Genomic DNA, 15675 nt, shown 5'->3' with positions numbered 1-15675 from the left:
CGTATCCTTTCTTTTTTCCTTTTTCTCAACGTGCGAAATCAATAGGCTTTATCCGCTACTGCCTTGGCTGCCTTTTCCCGGTAGTACAAGGCCTTTTCTTTGATGCGCAGTGCCACGCCCGTGTACAGCAAATCGATGACATGCAGCTGAGCGATCTTGGCTGCCAGTGACCCTCCCTGCAAGGGTGTCTCTCTGCCCCCATTCAGCAGGACGACATCTGCGATACGGGTAATGGGGGATCGGGCAAAATGGGTGCTCGCGATGATTTTCACACCATTTGCTTTGGCAATCGCCAGCGCATCCACGGTATCCTTCGTACTCCCTGACACGGAAAATCCAATGGCGAGGTCATTTTCAGACAGCATGGCAGCAGCCATTGCCTGGTGATGGGCGTCGAGCTGCGCATCTACGGATAATCCGATTCTCATGAAGCGGCTTTTGGCATCCAGCGCGGTAATCCCGGATACTCCCGCCCCGTAAAAATGAATCTGTTGACTGGATAAGATCAGTTCAATCGCCCGATTCAGTTCCTTGCTATCCATCATCCCGGTCGTTTCCTGGATCGCCTGGACATTCGAAGCATTGACCTTTTGAATCATGACCTGAAACGGATCGCTTTCTGTCAGATTGCTGTGTAAATTGGACAAGGGATTGACGGTATTCTTGGCAAGAGCCAGCTTGAATTCCTGATAGCCTTTAAATTCCAGCTTGCGGCAAAAGCGCAGTACGGTCGTCTCTCCTACATTCGCTTGTTCGGCTAAGTCAGTCACGGACAAATGGAGAATTTCGTCAAACCGCTCCAATACGAATTGGGCGACTTTCTGCTCTGATTTGGTCAGCGATTTGACATAGCTGTTTATTTTGGCATGGAGTTCGTTCATTACCACTGGCGTTTCCACTCGGTACCAAACACCTCCTGATCATTCTGAATTTTCACTAAAATGTATGCGGATCCGTTTTGGATATATCCTTTTTTTGAGAAGAAAGTGGAGGGAATCTCCAAAAATGTTTGAACTCTCCCGGCAAAGGGAACATCTTCTATGCAAGAAAACGTTCGGTTGCATTCGAAAGGATGTATGTTTAGAGCAGGAGGGCTTGTTTTGAGCAAGAAAAACGAAGCTGGAAAATTCATTGTCATGATTGCAGTCGTCATAGGAATCGCTCTCGGGTCCATTTACCTTTTACAGTCATTGGTCTTCAAGCCCAAAAGTCAAGCGGCGACTCCAAAGGTTCCCGAAGCGTCACATGTACAAGCGGAGCAAACAATAGCACTGGAAAACATCCAAAAGGATCAACCCATTTCCACCCCTTCAAACGAGGAGCCTGCTTCAGGAGATGGTACTTCATCGATAGAGGAGATCTCCGAACCGTTTTATGCGAAGCTCAAGGACGGTGAGTACGTAGGCGTCTGGCATCAGAGCGGGACGGAAAAACAGATCAACTTGAGCTTGGGTACCAAGGAAGTCAAAAGCCTGCTCGGAAATCCAGACCGTGAATCCTATGAGGATGGAGAATCCATTTATTTGTGCTATCAGTACGGCAAGCTGTCCATCTTTTTTGAAGAGGATAACCAGCGGATCTCTTTCATGACCTACGAGGATGACGACAGCCTTTTGCAGAAGCCCTGGCTTCTAGGCCTGGATAAGACACAAGACACCGGAAACGTAGACTTCTACCAATCTCCGAGCGGATATACCTCAGTCAAGGTCGATCATGTGCCTGAACAAAAAAGAGTCATCGTCTACCTGCAAAGCCAATACGGTGCATCCGATTCCCAAGAGCAAACGCATGCCGCTCAGGAACCAGTGACTTCAGCAGCCGGACCTGAACAAAAGCAAAGCACTCCGAACGCCAGCGGGGGTTACACCATACACCCCGGTGAGGAATTGACAATCGAAGACTGGACGGTAACCAACAAAAGCCCTTATCATTCTGCAGCCTACCAGATCGATGTCAACTACCATTTTGCTTACAACAATTCAAATTGGGTCAAAGTCATCACCAATCCAGAGAAGAAGCTTGAATTGATGCCAGGAGAAACGAGCACGGTCCAAATCAAAGTGAAATCCAGCAAGCACGCGCCCAAAGGCAGCTACCGGTATATCGTGTCTCTCAAGCAAGGCTGGCAAACCGTCGGGATCAAAGAGTTTACCGTAGAGGTCCAATAGCCCGTGATAAAAAAAGTACACCACCCGAAGGGAATGGTGTACTTTTCCTCGTTATTCGACGATGTGCAATCGATGTACTTCTCTCGTTTCGATCAGTTCAGCAATGCTCTCCCGATACTCCAGGTAGTAGGTAGACTGGGCATGTTGGCCGAGCGCCACGATTGGAATCCTTTCTGTAAGCCTTTATCTTCGTTGTGCGTTTGTCCATCCTGCTTTACCATGTGATTCGATCTATCTCGGTATGTTTTCTCAACCATCGAGGAAGGATAAGTTCTGTAAAAAAAGTAGGAGGTTGAACGATGTCTGAACATATCCTGGCGGAAGAATATCGGAACGGACTAAAATCGTACGGACAGCTCATGCCTGATGTTCTCGAATCGTATAATCAGTTTACGGCACGCTGTTTTCAATCCGGGGAAATCTCCGCGAAAAACAAGCACTTGATGGCGATCGCCGTATCCTTGTTCTCTGGGAATGAGCATTGCATGGTGTATCATCTGGAGTTGGCTCTGGAGGAAGGAGCTACCGAAAAGGAAATTGCTGAGACTGTAGCTGTGGCAGGCGCATATGGTGGTGGCAGTACCTTTTCTCATGGAGCCATCCTGATTGAAGATGTCGTGTTATCAAAAAAGCACTCCATGCAATAGCTGATGCAGCAAGTCGAAACCGCGGGCGAGCATTCCGTGGTTTTTTTCATAAAGAAGAGCCTCGGTCCAGCCCAATAAATCCTCTAATCGCTAGACATGAGTCAAGGCTGGGGCTTGCTGCCGATGACCTTTTTCTCTCTCCACTCCTCGATCTTCTCAGGCTCCATCCCCAATTCAAGGAGCAGCTCATCCGTGTGCTCTCCTAGCAGCGGAGGATGCCGTCGTACCTGTGCAGGTGTGTCCGAGAGCTTGACCGGAAAACCGGGCATCTTCAGATTTTTGACCACAGGATGTTCGACTTCCAGAATCAGCTCCCGATCCAGCACTTGCGGGTGGTTCAGGACTTGATCGATCGTATGAATCGGTCCGCAGGGAACACCGAATGCATCCAGCTTTTCGATGATTTCCTGACGATTCATTCCGGATATGCGTTCCTGGATCATCCCGATTAACAGCTGACGATGGGCAACCCGTTCATCGTTGGTACAAAAGCGCGGATCGTCTCGTAAATCTTCCCAGCCTAATGCCTGACATGCCTTTTCCCATAACCGGTTATTGGCAATCGCCAGAATGATCTCCCCGTCTTTGGCGTCGAACGCCTGATAGGGAACGATAGAGGGATGCGCGGTCCCCAAGCGGCCAGCCGGATTGCCAGTAGCGAAGTAACTGGTTGCCAGGTAATTCAGCAATACCACTTGACCGTCCAGCAGACTGACATCGATGAACTGACCCTTTCCTGTTTTTTCACGGGCGATGATGGCTGACAAGATTCCGTAAAGGGCAAACATTCCCGCGTTCATGTCCACGATGGAGGTGCCGACCTTGACAGCAGATCCTCCATGCTCTCCTGTAATGCTCATCAATCCTCCGTAGCCCTGCAGAAGCAAATCATAGCCCGCTCTGTTTTTTTCAGGGCCCGTCCTCCCGAATCCGGACACGGAGCAGTATATGAGACGGGGGTTGATTTCCTTGAGCTGCTCATAGCCAAACCCGAGATGATCCATGGTACCGGTACGGAAATTTTCTACGAACACATCGGCGGTTTTGGCAAATGCGTAGATGATTTCTTTTCCTTCCTCCGATTTGAGGTCAATCGTGATGCTTCTTTTATTCCGGTTGGATGCCAAGTAGTAGCTGCTTATCCCGTCCCAGGTGGGGGGTGTGAATTTCCGCGTCTCGTCGCCTTGCCCAGGCTGCTCCACTTTGATGATATCTGCTCCCATATCCCCCAGCAGCATGGTGCAAAAAGGTCCCGCCAATGTTCTCGACAGATCCAATACGCGAATGCCATCCAATGCTTGCATAGAAGCTCCTCCTCCGTTTACCCCCAGTCCACTCAAATCGGCGAGGGGATCCGCAAAATCTTGCAGGGCGTAACGTCCTTCGTATTCCCGCCGAGCCTGGAAGCACATGAACCCGCCTGTTCAGGAGAAGTTCGGCGGTCTCTTTTCAGCGATGGCACGCACGCCTTCCTCGTAATCCGTAAGCTCAGTCACGAGTCCCATCGCAGAAGAAATCATATCCAGCGAGGTCCGCAAGTCAGTGGTCATCCCCTGATACACCGCTCGTTTCATGAAACGCATGGTTTCCTGCGGGGCTCGAGCCAACCGCTTCACGTAAGCATCGACGAATGCTGGGAGCTCATCGTCTTGGACGACGTGTGTGATCAGTCCCATCTGCTTGGCTTCCTCTGCACTGTACGAATCCCCGGTCCACAGCATTTCTAGGGCGCGATCGATCCCTACCAGCCGAGGCAAAAAGAAGGCGCCGCCATCTCCGGGTACGATTCCAGCCTTGATGTACCCTTCTGAAACCTTCGCACTTTGAGCGGCGATCCGAATGTCACACATCAGTGCCATGTCCAGCCCAGCACCTGTAGCGATTCCATTCATCATCGCAATGACTGGCTTATCGATTTCCTGCAGGAGCAGCGGAATTCGCTGGACACGCTTCCACAGGCTCTGCTTGCGGGCAAGCCCTGTCGAGGATAGATCCTTCGCCTCGGTGTTGTTGTGCAGAAAGCCTTCGCCCCGCATCATCGACTTGATGTCCCCTCCGCTGCAAAATGCCCTTCCGTTCCCGGTCAGTACGACAACTCTCACGGAATCATCATCTCGAATGGATTCCAGCGCACGAATCCATAAGTCTATCATTTCCGTGCTAAAAGCGTTAAGTGCCTCTGGTCGGTTTAAGGTGATACGGGCAATGCCTTCCTCTACCGTAAAAAGCAAATCAGCCATGTTTCTCGCCCCTTTCGTCCTCTACCATGTAAGGAATGACCACAGCTCGTTGTCTCCAAGGTCAAAGAGCTGTTCAGCCAATTTCTCGCCCCACTCTGTCTCCGTCCCCCATTCCTCTCTCCAAGAGAGGACTCTTCTCGTGCTTTGATGCAAGATGTGCTCATGCGTAAACCCGATTGCACCGTGAACCTGATGAGCGACGGGAGCCATGATCCCCGCTGCTTCATTCAAGCGGATTTTGGCCATGGAGATGGATGCTTTGGCTGTCTCCTTTTCGATGGCATCCACCGCAGACTGCGCAGCCGTATCCGCTGCAGCTGCTTCGCCGGCCAACGTTGCCAAATGATGCTGGACAGCCTGAAAACGGTGAATCGGTTGGCCAAACTGCGTGCGCTCCTTCGAATATGACACGGATAGCTCCAAAATGCGCTCCAAAGCTCCTGCCATCATGACCGTACGGCAAAGAGCACCGGTAAACAAAAGTCGTTCGTGCACTTTTCCTGGATCTACCTTAAAAACGAAGGACTCCGGGATAATCGCATCCTGTACTTCCACTGTATCCCTCGGCTCGCCTGCAAGATTGCGTCCAGAAGTTATCCGTACAGCTTCGGGACTCATGACCCCCAAAACCGATCCGGACTCCGATTCACCCAGGACGAGCAGCTTGGCTGCGTTGCGACCCCATGGCACCGATGTTGCCGCTCCACAGACTATCCAGCCTTCTTGGCCTTTTCTGAATTGGAAGGGCTCAAGATGATTTACCAGAATCGCGAGCGGCTCATTGGTCGCATCCACTCCCAGATCAGCCAGAAGCCAATTGCCCATAAAGGTTTCTGCCAAAGGAATCGGCGCTGAAAATTTCCCGGCCAGACGAAGGATTTGGTAAGCATCCGCCCAGCTGCCACCAGTTCCACCCATCTCCTCTGGGACGGCTACCGTCAGCATTCCAGATTCAGCCAGGACTTCCCACAGCTCTTTGGCCCACACCCCATTTTCTGCATCATTCACGAGCTCCTTTGTACATACGTCCCGCATGATCTTCGTCGTCGATTGAATCAAGATCTTTGCCATATCGTTCACTTGCCCACCACTCCTTTGGCCACGATTCCGCGCAAGATTTCTGTCGTTCCCCCGCGGAGGGTAAAGCCCGGAGCATGCAAGATCGCCTGTGCCAGCAGCTGATCCAAGCGATTGGATGAATCGAGGGAAGGAGATGACGGAATGAGCAGCCGTGCGATTTCCGCCACCTGCTGCTCAAACTTGGTGCCCATCTCTTTCACCAAAGCCGCTGCGACATCCGGCGTCTCGCCTTTTTCCAACATGTGAGCGATTCCGATGGACATATGACGCAGGGTCCATAAACGGGAAACGAGCTTGCTCACCTGAACCATCTGCTGCTTGTCTTTGCTTTGCCGTATGCGGTTTGCCAGTTCCTCCAGGAGCGGAAACGTGCTCAAAAAGCGTTCAGGCCCACTGCGCTCGTAAGCCAGCTCTGTCATTCCCTGCCTCCAGCCGTTTCCTTCTTGCCCGACCAGCCTGTTTTCCGGAACGAAGACATCCTCGAAGAATACTTCGTTGAAATGGTGCTCCCCCGTCGTCAGCAGGATTGGGCGAATCGTAACTCCTGGAGCAGACAAATTCACCAGCAGCTGACTCATCCCCTCGTGCCGTTTTTCCGGGTTGAATGGCGAAGTGCGGCAAAGCGTGATCATGTAGTGAGCATGATGCGCGCCGCTCGTCCACGTCTTGCTCCCGTTTACAATCCAGCCGCCGTCCACTTTCGTTGCACGGGTATGTATCGCTGCCAGATCAGACCCGGCGTTTGGTTCACTGAGTCCAATTGCGAAATAGCACTGCCCTTTGGCAATGCGCGGTAGAAAGTGCTCGCGTTGCTCTTCTGTCCCATAGCGAAGCAAGAGCGGACCCGTTTGCCGATCCGCGATCCAGTGCCCTGCGACAGGAGCTCCAGCAGCCAAGAGCTCCTCGATCACAGCATACCGCTCGAGCGCGGATCGCTCGTGTCCCCCGTATCGCTTGGGCCAAGTCATCCCAATCCAACCTCTCGCTCCGAGTTTTTGGCTAAACTCGGGCGAGAATCCGCTTAACCACGTATCACATTTGGGAACAAAGGAACCTCGCTGCGTTTCCAGCCTTAGAAACTCACGTACTTCGGCGCGTGTTAATTCCGTTTTTTCTGAAAAATGTCCACTTGGCGATGGCAGGCTTCTCATCGATATCCTCCCCCTGTCGGAATCACAAACACCATAATCGTACCGATAATCGGTATGCAGTACCTATAATTGAAATGATACAGGAACCCAAAAACGATTTCAATAACAGAATCTACTGAATATACTTACTATTTATGAAACAAGTCTTTCCCCGCCAACAAAAAAAGCCGTGCCCCCTCATCCAAAACAGATGAAAGGCGTGCACAGCTTGAACCCATTTACGATTGTAGGGAAAATGTACTCACGCTATCGAAAACTTGAATTCCTCGGATATTTGTCTTGCCGTTTCCGTAATGGCTTGAACAAATTGCTGGTACGTTTCTTCGCTTACCCGGATCATGGGAGCAGATATCGAGACGCCTGCGATCGTTTCGCCCCACCGGTTGAAAATGGGTGCGCTGACGGAGCATACACCAATGACGCGTTCGCCGTAGCTGCTTGCATAGCCCTGAGCCCGAATCTCCCGGAGTTCTCCCAGTAATTTGTCCTTATCCGTCACCGTCGCATCTGTGATCGCTTGCAGCGTAGTTTGCTGCAGATAATTCGTCATTTCTTCGGGAGACATGAAGGCAAGCAACAGCTTTGCAGAAGCTCCCGCGTACAGAGGGGACGTCTGACCGATATACGAGATGGTCATCAGATCGTGCTTCCCTTCTTCAAAAGCGATGCATTTCCGCTCGTTCTGCTCGATGATGTTCAAATAGACGCTTTCTCCCAAGCGATCACGCATCGCTTTGAGATAGGGCTTGGTCACGGTCAAAAGATGGGAGTGCTCCTCGACGAGCTTCCCTAAATAATACAGCTCGTTCCCCAAGCGATACGTCTTTCGTTTTTCGTCCTTTTCCAGAAAACCGAAATTGACCAATGTATTCAAAATCCTTTGGAGACTGGATTTAGAAAGGCCCAGCTTGTGGTGAAATTCCGCCAAGGACAGCTCTTTTTCGTCCTTGGAAAAGGATCGCAGAATTTGGATCGTCCGACTGATCGTCTGCATGGAATGATCTGCGCTCACCCTACATCACTTCCCATAATCGATAGTGAGTCCATGGTATCATCTTTCCAGGAAATGATAAAGCGAGTCTTTTGCCTCCAGTAACCCGAAACATGACAGGTAAACTCTTATGTTTCGAGCTTTTTATCATACACCTGCTGTGCCTTCACACTCTGATACCCCAAACGTGAGTAAAACGCTTGGGCATCCTCTCGGCTCGTATTGGTTCTCACCCTGATTTTCGCGTATCCTTCCCCTGATGCCCATTCTTCACAAAGCCGCACAAGCTTCTTCCCTACCCCTTGTCCCCTGCAGGCGGCATCGACAATGAAACCGCCGATTTCTACGAATGGCGCTGATTCGATGAGCAGCCGTTCGTGAGCATGAATCCAACCTACCAGCCGGTTATGTTGTTCTGCCACAAAGATGATATGGTGTGGAGCTGCTTGGACTGCCTTTACTCTTTCTTTCAGCTCAGTTGGTAGAACAGAGTAACCCAATTGAGTCGAGAGTCGCGCCATCTCATAGGCGTCTTCCCTATTTGCCCTCCGATAAATCGTTTCCATTTATGATCCCTCTGTAGGTTCGTTTGAAATGAGGGCAAGATCCAAAAACCAATCGTTGCAGCGCATGATGCTGCCCGGTGGATATTCAAAATCGCAAGCACCGCTTAAGGTAAACGATAGCTTTTGACAGATCGCATTAGATGCTGGATTGTCGACCGATGGAAAAGCATGTATGAACCGATGCTTCTTTTCCAATCGTGCATGCTCAACAGCTGCCTTGGCAGCGGCACGCGCGATTCCTCGCCCCTGGTACTGAGGGAGGACCCCCCAGCCCATTTCGTAAACAGTCTCTTCCTCCCACACTCTCTCCCAGTAACCGATATTCCCAACAGAGAATCCCTCTGGCAGCAGCACGATACGGAACATTCGTCCCGCTTCTCCCCCTTTCAGATTCACATATCGATGGTGTCTCCGCAGGACTTGCTCCTCCGTCTCTGGTCCGCCAAGGTGCTTCAGCATTTCAGGAGAGTTTAACCGATGCAGGAGTTCTAGGTCGCTTTCCTTCCATGGCTCGATAAGCACGTCGAAATGATTTGACTGGTTCAGCATTTGTTCACTCCTTGAATAGAATCGGATCATGTATGAATTCGTTCAGAGCTGTATTCTTACCTTCCGGATCGGTGGGGAGTGGATTTCAGAAGAATTTACATGGTGAATGGAAAAAATCGAAACCATTAACGTATTTTTTCGTCTAAAAGATAAGACCAATCTGATATGAATCCTCGTAATGACAAAAGGAGAAGTGATCCATGGGAAGAACCGTCCAATTTGGAGAAACTGAATTTGTCCTAAGTCTCAAAGGCCTGACTTCTTTTTTTGCCCTGAAGCGAGAGGTTGCCATCCCTTATAAAGCGGTTCAGCGAGTTTTCGTCGCTGATTTCGACGCACCCAAGTGGATGCTGAGAATGCCTGGCACTTCCATTTCCCCGCTGAATGTCTATGAGGGAAGCTTTAAATATGCGGACGAATGGTACTTCCTCTCCTATGAGAGCCGGGAAAATCTCGTCATGCTTGAATTGGAAGGCCACAAAAAATATCATCATGTGATCTTTCAAATCGACAATCCTACACAAGTAGCTTCGGAGATTCGAAAAAGGATTCCGAAATGACACCTATCGATAATGGGGGGCTTTCTATGGATGACCAGCATCGTTATTCCGATCTGGCGAAAATACTTCAGCGCGTTTGGTCGATTGAATCCAGCTCAAAATGGACACCCGACAATCCGGCAAAGGGCCAGTGTGGAGTTACCGCCTTGGTCGTACATGATCTATTCTCTGGAGACATCCTGAAAACGCAGACTCCTGATGGCTGGCACTACTACAACCTCATAAATGGTGTTCGTCGTGACTTCACTGAATCTCAATTTACCGAAAAGGTAGATTACCAGGACGTTCCTTCCAATCGTGATGAGGCATTCAGCGATACCAACGAAAAGCAGTACGGCTATCTAAAATCAAACGTTTTGAGGGAATGGAGTGTCTAAAAACTAATGGTTCTCAGTCCTTTCATCCCTCATAACGATTCATTCCCACTTCATTTTACGCAGCATGACATGGTTTCCTTTCGCTTGCTCATCCTCCATCCTCGAATATACTTCTCTCACCCCCTCTCAAAAGCTGAAGGTGCCCAGAACAATGATTCCCACTATTATCTATGCGGCCTTTTCCTCTTGCTTAGGTTCTGAACGACCAGATGGGGAATGCAAGCAACGTATTTTTACGTTCCATAACATTTATTATGTTAACGATTTTTAACCAGACAAAGAAACTTCACCTAACAAAAAAACACCGTGCTTCCATCGGCGTTTTCTCGTTCATTCTTTTTCGTTTGTTGTTTTTCGGGGCCTCTCCTGGCCACAGCATCAGACCTCCTCGACACTCTGAGGGCGACCGTCTCTGGGTCACCCCTATATCCGTTCTAGAATGGGCCTAGCTGCGTTTCTCGAACCACCCGCTCGGCGCGACGTTCAGATTGACGTTGATCTGCTTGATTTCAAGATACTCCTCGAATCCGTAAGTACCGAGCTCACGGCCGATCCCGCTCTGTTTGTAGCCGCCCCATGGCGCTTCGTTGTACGTTGGGTGGTACGTGTTAATCCAGGTGATGCCTGCACGGAGCTTTTTGATCACCCGGTGGGCTTTGGCGACATCTGTCGTGAAAACCGCGGCTGCCAGGCCAAAACGTGTGCCATTGGCCAGCTCAATGGCTTCCTCCTCCGTGCGGAACGTTTGAATCGCCAATACAGGACCAAAAATTTCTTCTTGAATGATTGTCATGTCGGGTTTGGTGTCGGTAAAAATCGTCGGCGCCACGAAGAAGCCTTTGTCCATACCGTTATCTGTCAAGCGATTACCTCCGCACAGTAACGTCGCGCCTTCTTTTTTGCCTTCTTCGATATAGTGCAGGACTCGCTGCATATGCTCTTCCGTGATCAGCGGCCCCATCTCAGTCCCTTCATCCGTCCCGTCTCCTACGACGATTTCTTCGGCTCGGGCAGTCAGTTCCACAATAAACCGCTCATAGATGGTCTCCTCGAGCAAGAGGCGGGAACCGGCGGAGCACACCTCGCCCTGATTTGCAAAAATCGCATACAGCGCGTAATCAACGGCCGTCTCAAAATCCGCATCGGCGAACACGATGTTCGGCGATTTGCCGCCAAGCTCCAGGCCGACTTTTTTAATCGTTTCCGCAGCCGCCTTCATGATGCGGATACCGGTATCCGTTCCGCCAGTAAAGGCGACCTTGTCCACCAGCGGGCTCTCGGAAAGCTCTGCCCCGACCGTCTCCCCGGCACCGAGCACCAGATTGATCACGCCTGACGGGAAGCCAACTTCATCGATGATTTCAAACAGCCGGATCAAGGACAACGGCGTCTGCTCCGCAGGCTTGATCACGACGGTGCAGCCGGCCGCGATCGCCGGAGCGATTTTTTGCGTCGCCATGACGAGCGGGTAGTTCCAAGGGATGATCTGTCCAACGACGCCGATCGGCTCGCGCACGACCATCGCCTGCATATCGTCCGGCACATCATACGTCGTACCATGCGGCTTCGTGCACAGACCGGCAAAGTAGCGGAACTGGTTCACCGCATCTGCGACATCGTAGCGGGATTCGCGCAGCGGCTTGCCGTTGTTCAATGTATCGAGGGAAGCGAACTCTTCTGCGCGCGCTTCCAGCGCATCGGCCACCTTGTTCAACAGAGCTGCGCGATCACGAGCTTTGCTGTCCTGCCAGCCATCTTTGTCAAATGCGCGTCTCGCTGCCAAAATCGCTTTCTTGGCGTCATCACGATTCCCTTCCGTTACGACGCCGATGATCTCGCCATTCGCCGGATTGATCACATTGCGGATGCCACCGCTTTCGCTCGCCACCCATTCTCCATCGATATACATTTTTTGCACCGTATTCAGATCCGTCAAAAATGCTTTCGCTTGCAACATCGAAATCATAGAAATACCTCACTTGGTTGATTGTTTGATTTTTTGGGCCAAACGCTTGACCAAACGCATCGTATCGTCCATTTCTTGTTGCTTGGGCCTGCGTGCATACCGGACCGGCGGGAACAAGATCCAGATGAAATCACCATAATTTGGCTTCATCTCGACGTGCCAGCGCTGCTCTTTACTGGAATAGCGCAGCTCGATTGCCTCATAATCGATTGAATTGCACAAGGCCAGAATCTCATGATCCTGATTGAGGCGCTGCAGCAATGCCGAGTCTTGCTTGGAAGTGAACTGAGCCACACGACTGCCCAGTTTTCCAGAGTACTTACATTTTATCACAACATCTTCCAGGACAGAGTCATCGGGAAGCGACCATTTCCATGTATACACATAGATGCGCCCCATCCATTTATTGATGATCCGATAGGTTGCTTCCAGAGATTCTACCCCTAGCTTGTGACCGTCCAGCTGAATGCGATTGTTAGAGGCCACACCGATGGGAGCAAATGTCTCGAAATCGGTTGCGACGGAACGCAGCACCTTGAATGCGCGCTGATCGATGACAGTATATAACCCCATGCTCCCCCACCTATTCCTTTCATGCGGACAGATTGCGCTACTTTTCTTCGGCGATGCCGAGCTCACTGTCCAACTCGCTGCGTTTGCGGATTCCTTCGTAAATCTTTTCTAACGGCACGGGTTCAAACAATTTTTGACCGGTCATTTTTAAATAAATGATTCCAAAAATCAAGATGACCGCGATCACGTAAAGGGATATGGTCAACACAGTCGGATCCTGGTACTGCGTGTAGATCATGTAAGCACAGGCAACGATACCGATAATCTGCGGGAGCGGATACAAAGGCGTTTTGAACGGACGCACGGCTTTCGGATACTTGACGCGAAGCACGATAACGTCAATCTGCGTGATCATGTAGGACATCAGCCATGTTCCGCAAGCAACCGCGATCATGGTCGTGACGAAATCAATGTTTGCCTTATTGATGACGGCATAAACGAGCACGATCAGAATCAAAGCAACGACAAAGAAAATCCCATACCACGGTGTTCGTGTTTTCGGATGCAGCCAGGAAAACATTTTCGGCAGCAGCCCTTCTTTTGACAAACCGTACAGCATGCGCGGAACAGCGACCAAATACGTGTCGCATGTCGTGACCGCTGCTAAGATCGAGACGATGCTCATGATGACCAATCCCGGTTTGCCCAGCATGGCAGCAGCCCCATCCACGTGCGGGATCGTCGACGCTGCGAGCTTGTCCAAGGCAATGTACTTGGTAACGCCGAGTCCGAAGAACAGGTCGACCAGCCAGATGGTGAAGCAGCCGAACAGCATAGCAAACGGAATCGTTTTCCCCGGATTTTTCACCTCTTCTGCAAGCGGCGCTACGAATTCCATCCCTATGAACAGCCAGATCGCAAGTCCGAGCGTGCCCGCCTGCTCCTGCCACGTCAAGGCGGAGAATGGCGGCTGGACTGCCAACGGCTCCTGGGTCCCGATGCCGAACACGCCGCAAAGCCCGAGGATGCCGAGAAGCCCCATCATGCTGATGGCCAGCACAGATTGGACTTTACCGAACACTTCGACGCCCATCATGTTGACGATGACGAGAAAGATCAAGATGACAGCGACGCACAGATACCAAGGCACACCGATCAAAGCCTCCAGCGACTGTCCGCCGACGATCATGTTCGTACCGCCGTCTGTGCCGACCAGTACGATGTATCCGGCCAAAACCGCAAACAAAGCAGGCAGCTTGCCCAGTGCCGGAAGCGTATATTCGCCGACCATTCCAGCGCCGGGAATCATGGCCGCCATCTCGGAATACGACAGCGCCACGCATAAAATCACGATCAATGCTCCGAATGCGACAATGCTGTATGCAGGGCCGCTCACGCCGTATCCATTGCCTAACGCAACCATCGCTGTTCCTGAAACAACGAGTCCAACCGAAGCTGAGTATGCTGCCCAAAATCCTAATGTTCGATTTAATTTCAGATCGCTCATATTTGCACCTACCCCTTGTGTACGTCAGAACTATCCTTCAAAAGCAGTGTGGAATAATTTCAAATAGTCCTCCATCGTGGCAGCGCGCGGATTGCTTGGTGCCGAGACATTTTTAGTAGCAGCTTCAGCCAGGTAGCGGAAATCATCTGAATTTACATTGCCAAGCTCTTTCATCTTGGGGATGCGGACGGTTTGCGCCAAATCCTTCAGAAGCTGCACGCCTTCCTGTGCGACCTCCTCATCCGTACGGCCATTGCGTTTGGCTCCCAGCTTTTCGGCGACAATGGCGTGCTTTCGCGGATCAGCCGGAATGTTGTATTCAAACACATACGGCAAGAGCATCGAATTGGCGACGCCATGCGGGGTATCGTACAAGCCGCCGAGTGCCTCCGCCATGCAGTGGACACCTCCGACATCAGAATTCCCGAAAGCAATGCCTGCAATCAGACTGCCTGCCAGCATGTTCCGCCGTGCTTCCAGATTGGCGCCATCAGACACGGCTAGAGGCAAATTCTCTACGATCAGATCGATCGCATACAAGGCGAGCGCATCCGTAATCGGCTCGGAAATGTTGCAGGTATACGCCTCGATTGCATGTGTCAGCGCATCCATCCCCGTGGAAGCGGTTACATGTGCAGGTAGCGTAACTGTCAGCTCAGGATCGAGCAGTGCGATTTTTGGCGCAACCTTGGCGTCGAGTATGTTCATTTTCAATTTTGTATTCGTATCGGTGATGACGGAGAAAAAGGTGATTTCGCTGCCTGTACCTGCCGTGGTCGGGATGCAGATCAGCGGTGTGATCGGCCTTTCCAGCACGTTTAAGCCGTACCAGTCCTTGATTTCGCCGCCGTGGGTTAACAGCGTTCCGACTGCTTTTGCCGTATCCATCGAACTGCCTCCGCCCAACCCGATCAGCACGTCAACCTCTGCATCCTTGGCTAATTGGTACGCACTCATGCAATCGACATCACGCGGATTCGGTTTCACTTGATCATACACGGTGAACGCGATCCCACCAGCCTCCAGAACACCCGTCACGATATCGAGAATGCCCGACCTAACGATGCCCTGATCGGTTACCAGCATCGCTTTTTTCCCTCCTAGCTCCAAAACGCGCTGCGCCAGTTCTTTCACTTTTCCATTTCCAAATTCGATTCGTGTCGGCAATTGAAAGAGAAAGTCCCAAATCATCTGTCACTCAACCTCCTAATCTATAAGATGAGAATACGTTTTGATCGTACCCCAACTGTTCCACTTTGTTCATTTTACAAAATGTATGAAATATAGATTAAATATTCTTACATATGGTAAATTTCAGAATCCCATTTTGCTGAGTGATCCGTCATACACCATGTCCCAA

16 protein-coding genes are annotated in these 15675 nt (G+C 50.9%); 4 read left to right on the top strand and 12 right to left on the bottom strand.

Going from position 1 to position 15675, the window contains the following annotated elements; all coding sequences use genetic code 11:
• Nucleotides 1-38: 38 nt before the first annotated feature.
• Nucleotides 39-899, bottom strand: coding sequence for a MurR/RpiR family transcriptional regulator (locus JNE38_RS14245; RefSeq protein WP_238933657.1), 861 nt, complete (start codon nucleotides 897-899; stop codon nucleotides 39-41).
• A gap of 201 nt (nucleotides 900-1100) precedes the next feature.
• Between JNE38_RS14245 and JNE38_RS14240 the strand changes: the two genes are divergently transcribed.
• Both JNE38_RS14240 and JNE38_RS14235 read left to right on the top strand, forming a co-directional pair.
• On the top strand, nucleotides 1101-2168 hold the full coding sequence (locus JNE38_RS14240; RefSeq protein ID WP_238933656.1) for a COG1470 family protein: 1068 nt from the start codon (nucleotides 1101-1103) through the stop codon (nucleotides 2166-2168).
• A gap of 299 nt (nucleotides 2169-2467) precedes the next feature.
• A complete protein-coding gene (locus JNE38_RS14235; protein ID WP_203357143.1) occupies nucleotides 2468-2815 on the top strand; it encodes a carboxymuconolactone decarboxylase family protein in 348 nt (115 codons plus the stop codon).
• 101 nt (nucleotides 2816-2916) lie between these two features.
• Here the strand turns inward: JNE38_RS14235 and JNE38_RS14230 are convergent, their stop codons facing one another.
• The 7 genes from JNE38_RS14230 to JNE38_RS14200 form a co-directional block, all read right to left on the bottom strand.
• On the bottom strand, nucleotides 2917-4119 hold the full coding sequence (locus JNE38_RS14230) for a CaiB/BaiF CoA transferase family protein (protein ID WP_203357142.1): 1203 nt from the start codon (nucleotides 4117-4119) through the stop codon (nucleotides 2917-2919).
• A gap of 120 nt (nucleotides 4120-4239) precedes the next feature.
• Entirely contained in the window at nucleotides 4240-5055 is an 816-nt protein-coding gene (locus JNE38_RS14225; RefSeq protein ID WP_203357141.1) for an enoyl-CoA hydratase/isomerase family protein, read from the bottom strand.
• Between the two features lie 21 nt (nucleotides 5056-5076).
• Nucleotides 5077-6126 carry an acyl-CoA dehydrogenase family protein gene (locus JNE38_RS14220; protein ID WP_238933727.1) on the bottom strand — a complete coding sequence of 350 codons (1050 nt, stop codon included), beginning with the start codon at nucleotides 6124-6126 and terminating at the stop codon, nucleotides 5077-5079.
• A 5-nt stretch (nucleotides 6127-6131) separates the two neighbouring features.
• A complete protein-coding gene (locus JNE38_RS14215; RefSeq protein ID WP_203357139.1) occupies nucleotides 6132-7286 on the bottom strand; it encodes an acyl-CoA dehydrogenase family protein in 1155 nt (384 codons plus the stop codon).
• A gap of 241 nt (nucleotides 7287-7527) precedes the next feature.
• On the bottom strand, nucleotides 7528-8298 hold the full coding sequence (locus tag JNE38_RS14210) for an IclR family transcriptional regulator (RefSeq protein WP_203357138.1): 771 nt from the start codon (nucleotides 8296-8298) through the stop codon (nucleotides 7528-7530).
• A 107-nt stretch (nucleotides 8299-8405) separates the two neighbouring features.
• Complete coding sequence (locus JNE38_RS14205; RefSeq protein WP_203357137.1) at nucleotides 8406-8843, bottom strand: GNAT family N-acetyltransferase; 438 nt, start codon at nucleotides 8841-8843, stop codon at nucleotides 8406-8408.
• Entirely contained in the window at nucleotides 8844-9392 is a 549-nt protein-coding gene (locus JNE38_RS14200; protein WP_203357136.1) for a GNAT family N-acetyltransferase, read from the bottom strand.
• A gap of 200 nt (nucleotides 9393-9592) precedes the next feature.
• Here JNE38_RS14200 and JNE38_RS14195 point away from each other — a divergent pair, with 200 nt between their 5' ends.
• A complete protein-coding gene (locus tag JNE38_RS14195) occupies nucleotides 9593-9952 on the top strand; it encodes a hypothetical protein (protein ID WP_203357135.1) in 360 nt (119 codons plus the stop codon).
• Between the two features lie 26 nt (nucleotides 9953-9978).
• On the top strand, nucleotides 9979-10329 hold the full coding sequence (locus JNE38_RS14190) for a YunG family protein (RefSeq protein WP_203357134.1): 351 nt from the start codon (nucleotides 9979-9981) through the stop codon (nucleotides 10327-10329).
• Nucleotides 10330-10774: 445 nt separating this feature from the next.
• Here the strand turns inward: JNE38_RS14190 and JNE38_RS14185 are convergent, their stop codons facing one another.
• From JNE38_RS14185 to JNE38_RS14170, 4 genes are read right to left on the bottom strand one after another with little or no spacing between them, the layout of a single operon-like run.
• Nucleotides 10775-12295, bottom strand: a complete 1521-nt coding sequence (locus tag JNE38_RS14185; protein WP_203357133.1) for an aldehyde dehydrogenase family protein — start codon at nucleotides 12293-12295, stop codon at nucleotides 10775-10777.
• A gap of 9 nt (nucleotides 12296-12304) precedes the next feature.
• Entirely contained in the window at nucleotides 12305-12868 is a 564-nt protein-coding gene (locus JNE38_RS14180; RefSeq protein WP_203357132.1) for a DUF3156 family protein, read from the bottom strand.
• A 37-nt stretch (nucleotides 12869-12905) separates the two neighbouring features.
• Nucleotides 12906-14315 carry an APC family permease gene (locus tag JNE38_RS14175; RefSeq protein WP_203357131.1) on the bottom strand — a complete coding sequence of 470 codons (1410 nt, stop codon included), beginning with the start codon at nucleotides 14313-14315 and terminating at the stop codon, nucleotides 12906-12908.
• 30 nt (nucleotides 14316-14345) lie between these two features.
• A complete protein-coding gene (locus tag JNE38_RS14170; RefSeq protein WP_203357130.1) occupies nucleotides 14346-15506 on the bottom strand; it encodes an iron-containing alcohol dehydrogenase in 1161 nt (386 codons plus the stop codon).
• Nucleotides 15507-15675: the final 169 nt, after the last annotated feature.

Origin of the sequence: Brevibacillus choshinensis (genome assembly GCF_016811915.1) — a bacterium.
GTDB classification, from domain to species: Bacteria; Bacillota; Bacilli; order Brevibacillales; family Brevibacillaceae; genus Brevibacillus; species Brevibacillus choshinensis_A.
This window is presented reverse-complemented; position numbering and strand designations above follow the sequence as displayed.

Bases quoted from the DNA above. Each gene is read 5' to 3' on its own strand.
- JNE38_RS14235 (WP_203357143.1), top strand. From the start codon at position 2,468: ATGTCTGAACATATCCTGGCGGAAGAATATCGGAACGGACTAAAATCG.
- JNE38_RS14230 (WP_203357142.1), bottom strand. From the start codon at position 4,119: ATGCAAGCATTGGATGGCATTCGCGTATTGGATCTGTCGAGAACATTG.
- JNE38_RS14225 (WP_203357141.1), bottom strand. From the start codon at position 5,055: ATGGCTGATTTGCTTTTTACGGTAGAGGAAGGCATTGCCCGTATCACC.
- JNE38_RS14220 (WP_238933727.1), bottom strand. From the start codon at position 6,126: ATGGCAAAGATCTTGATTCAATCGACGACGAAGATCATGCGGGACGTA.
- JNE38_RS14215 (WP_203357139.1), bottom strand. From the start codon at position 7,286: ATGAGAAGCCTGCCATCGCCAAGTGGACATTTTTCAGAAAAAACGGAA.
- JNE38_RS14205 (WP_203357137.1), bottom strand. From the start codon at position 8,843: ATGGAAACGATTTATCGGAGGGCAAATAGGGAAGACGCCTATGAGATG.
- JNE38_RS14200 (WP_203357136.1), bottom strand. From the start codon at position 9,392: ATGCTGAACCAGTCAAATCATTTCGACGTGCTTATCGAGCCATGGAAG.
- JNE38_RS14195 (WP_203357135.1), top strand. From the start codon at position 9,593: ATGGGAAGAACCGTCCAATTTGGAGAAACTGAATTTGTCCTAAGTCTC.
- JNE38_RS14190 (WP_203357134.1), top strand. From the start codon at position 9,979: ATGGATGACCAGCATCGTTATTCCGATCTGGCGAAAATACTTCAGCGC.
- JNE38_RS14185 (WP_203357133.1), bottom strand. From the start codon at position 12,295: ATGATTTCGATGTTGCAAGCGAAAGCATTTTTGACGGATCTGAATACG.
- JNE38_RS14180 (WP_203357132.1), bottom strand. From the start codon at position 12,868: ATGGGGTTATATACTGTCATCGATCAGCGCGCATTCAAGGTGCTGCGT.
- JNE38_RS14175 (WP_203357131.1), bottom strand. From the start codon at position 14,315: ATGAGCGATCTGAAATTAAATCGAACATTAGGATTTTGGGCAGCATAC.
- JNE38_RS14170 (WP_203357130.1), bottom strand. From the start codon at position 15,506: ATGATTTGGGACTTTCTCTTTCAATTGCCGACACGAATCGAATTTGGA.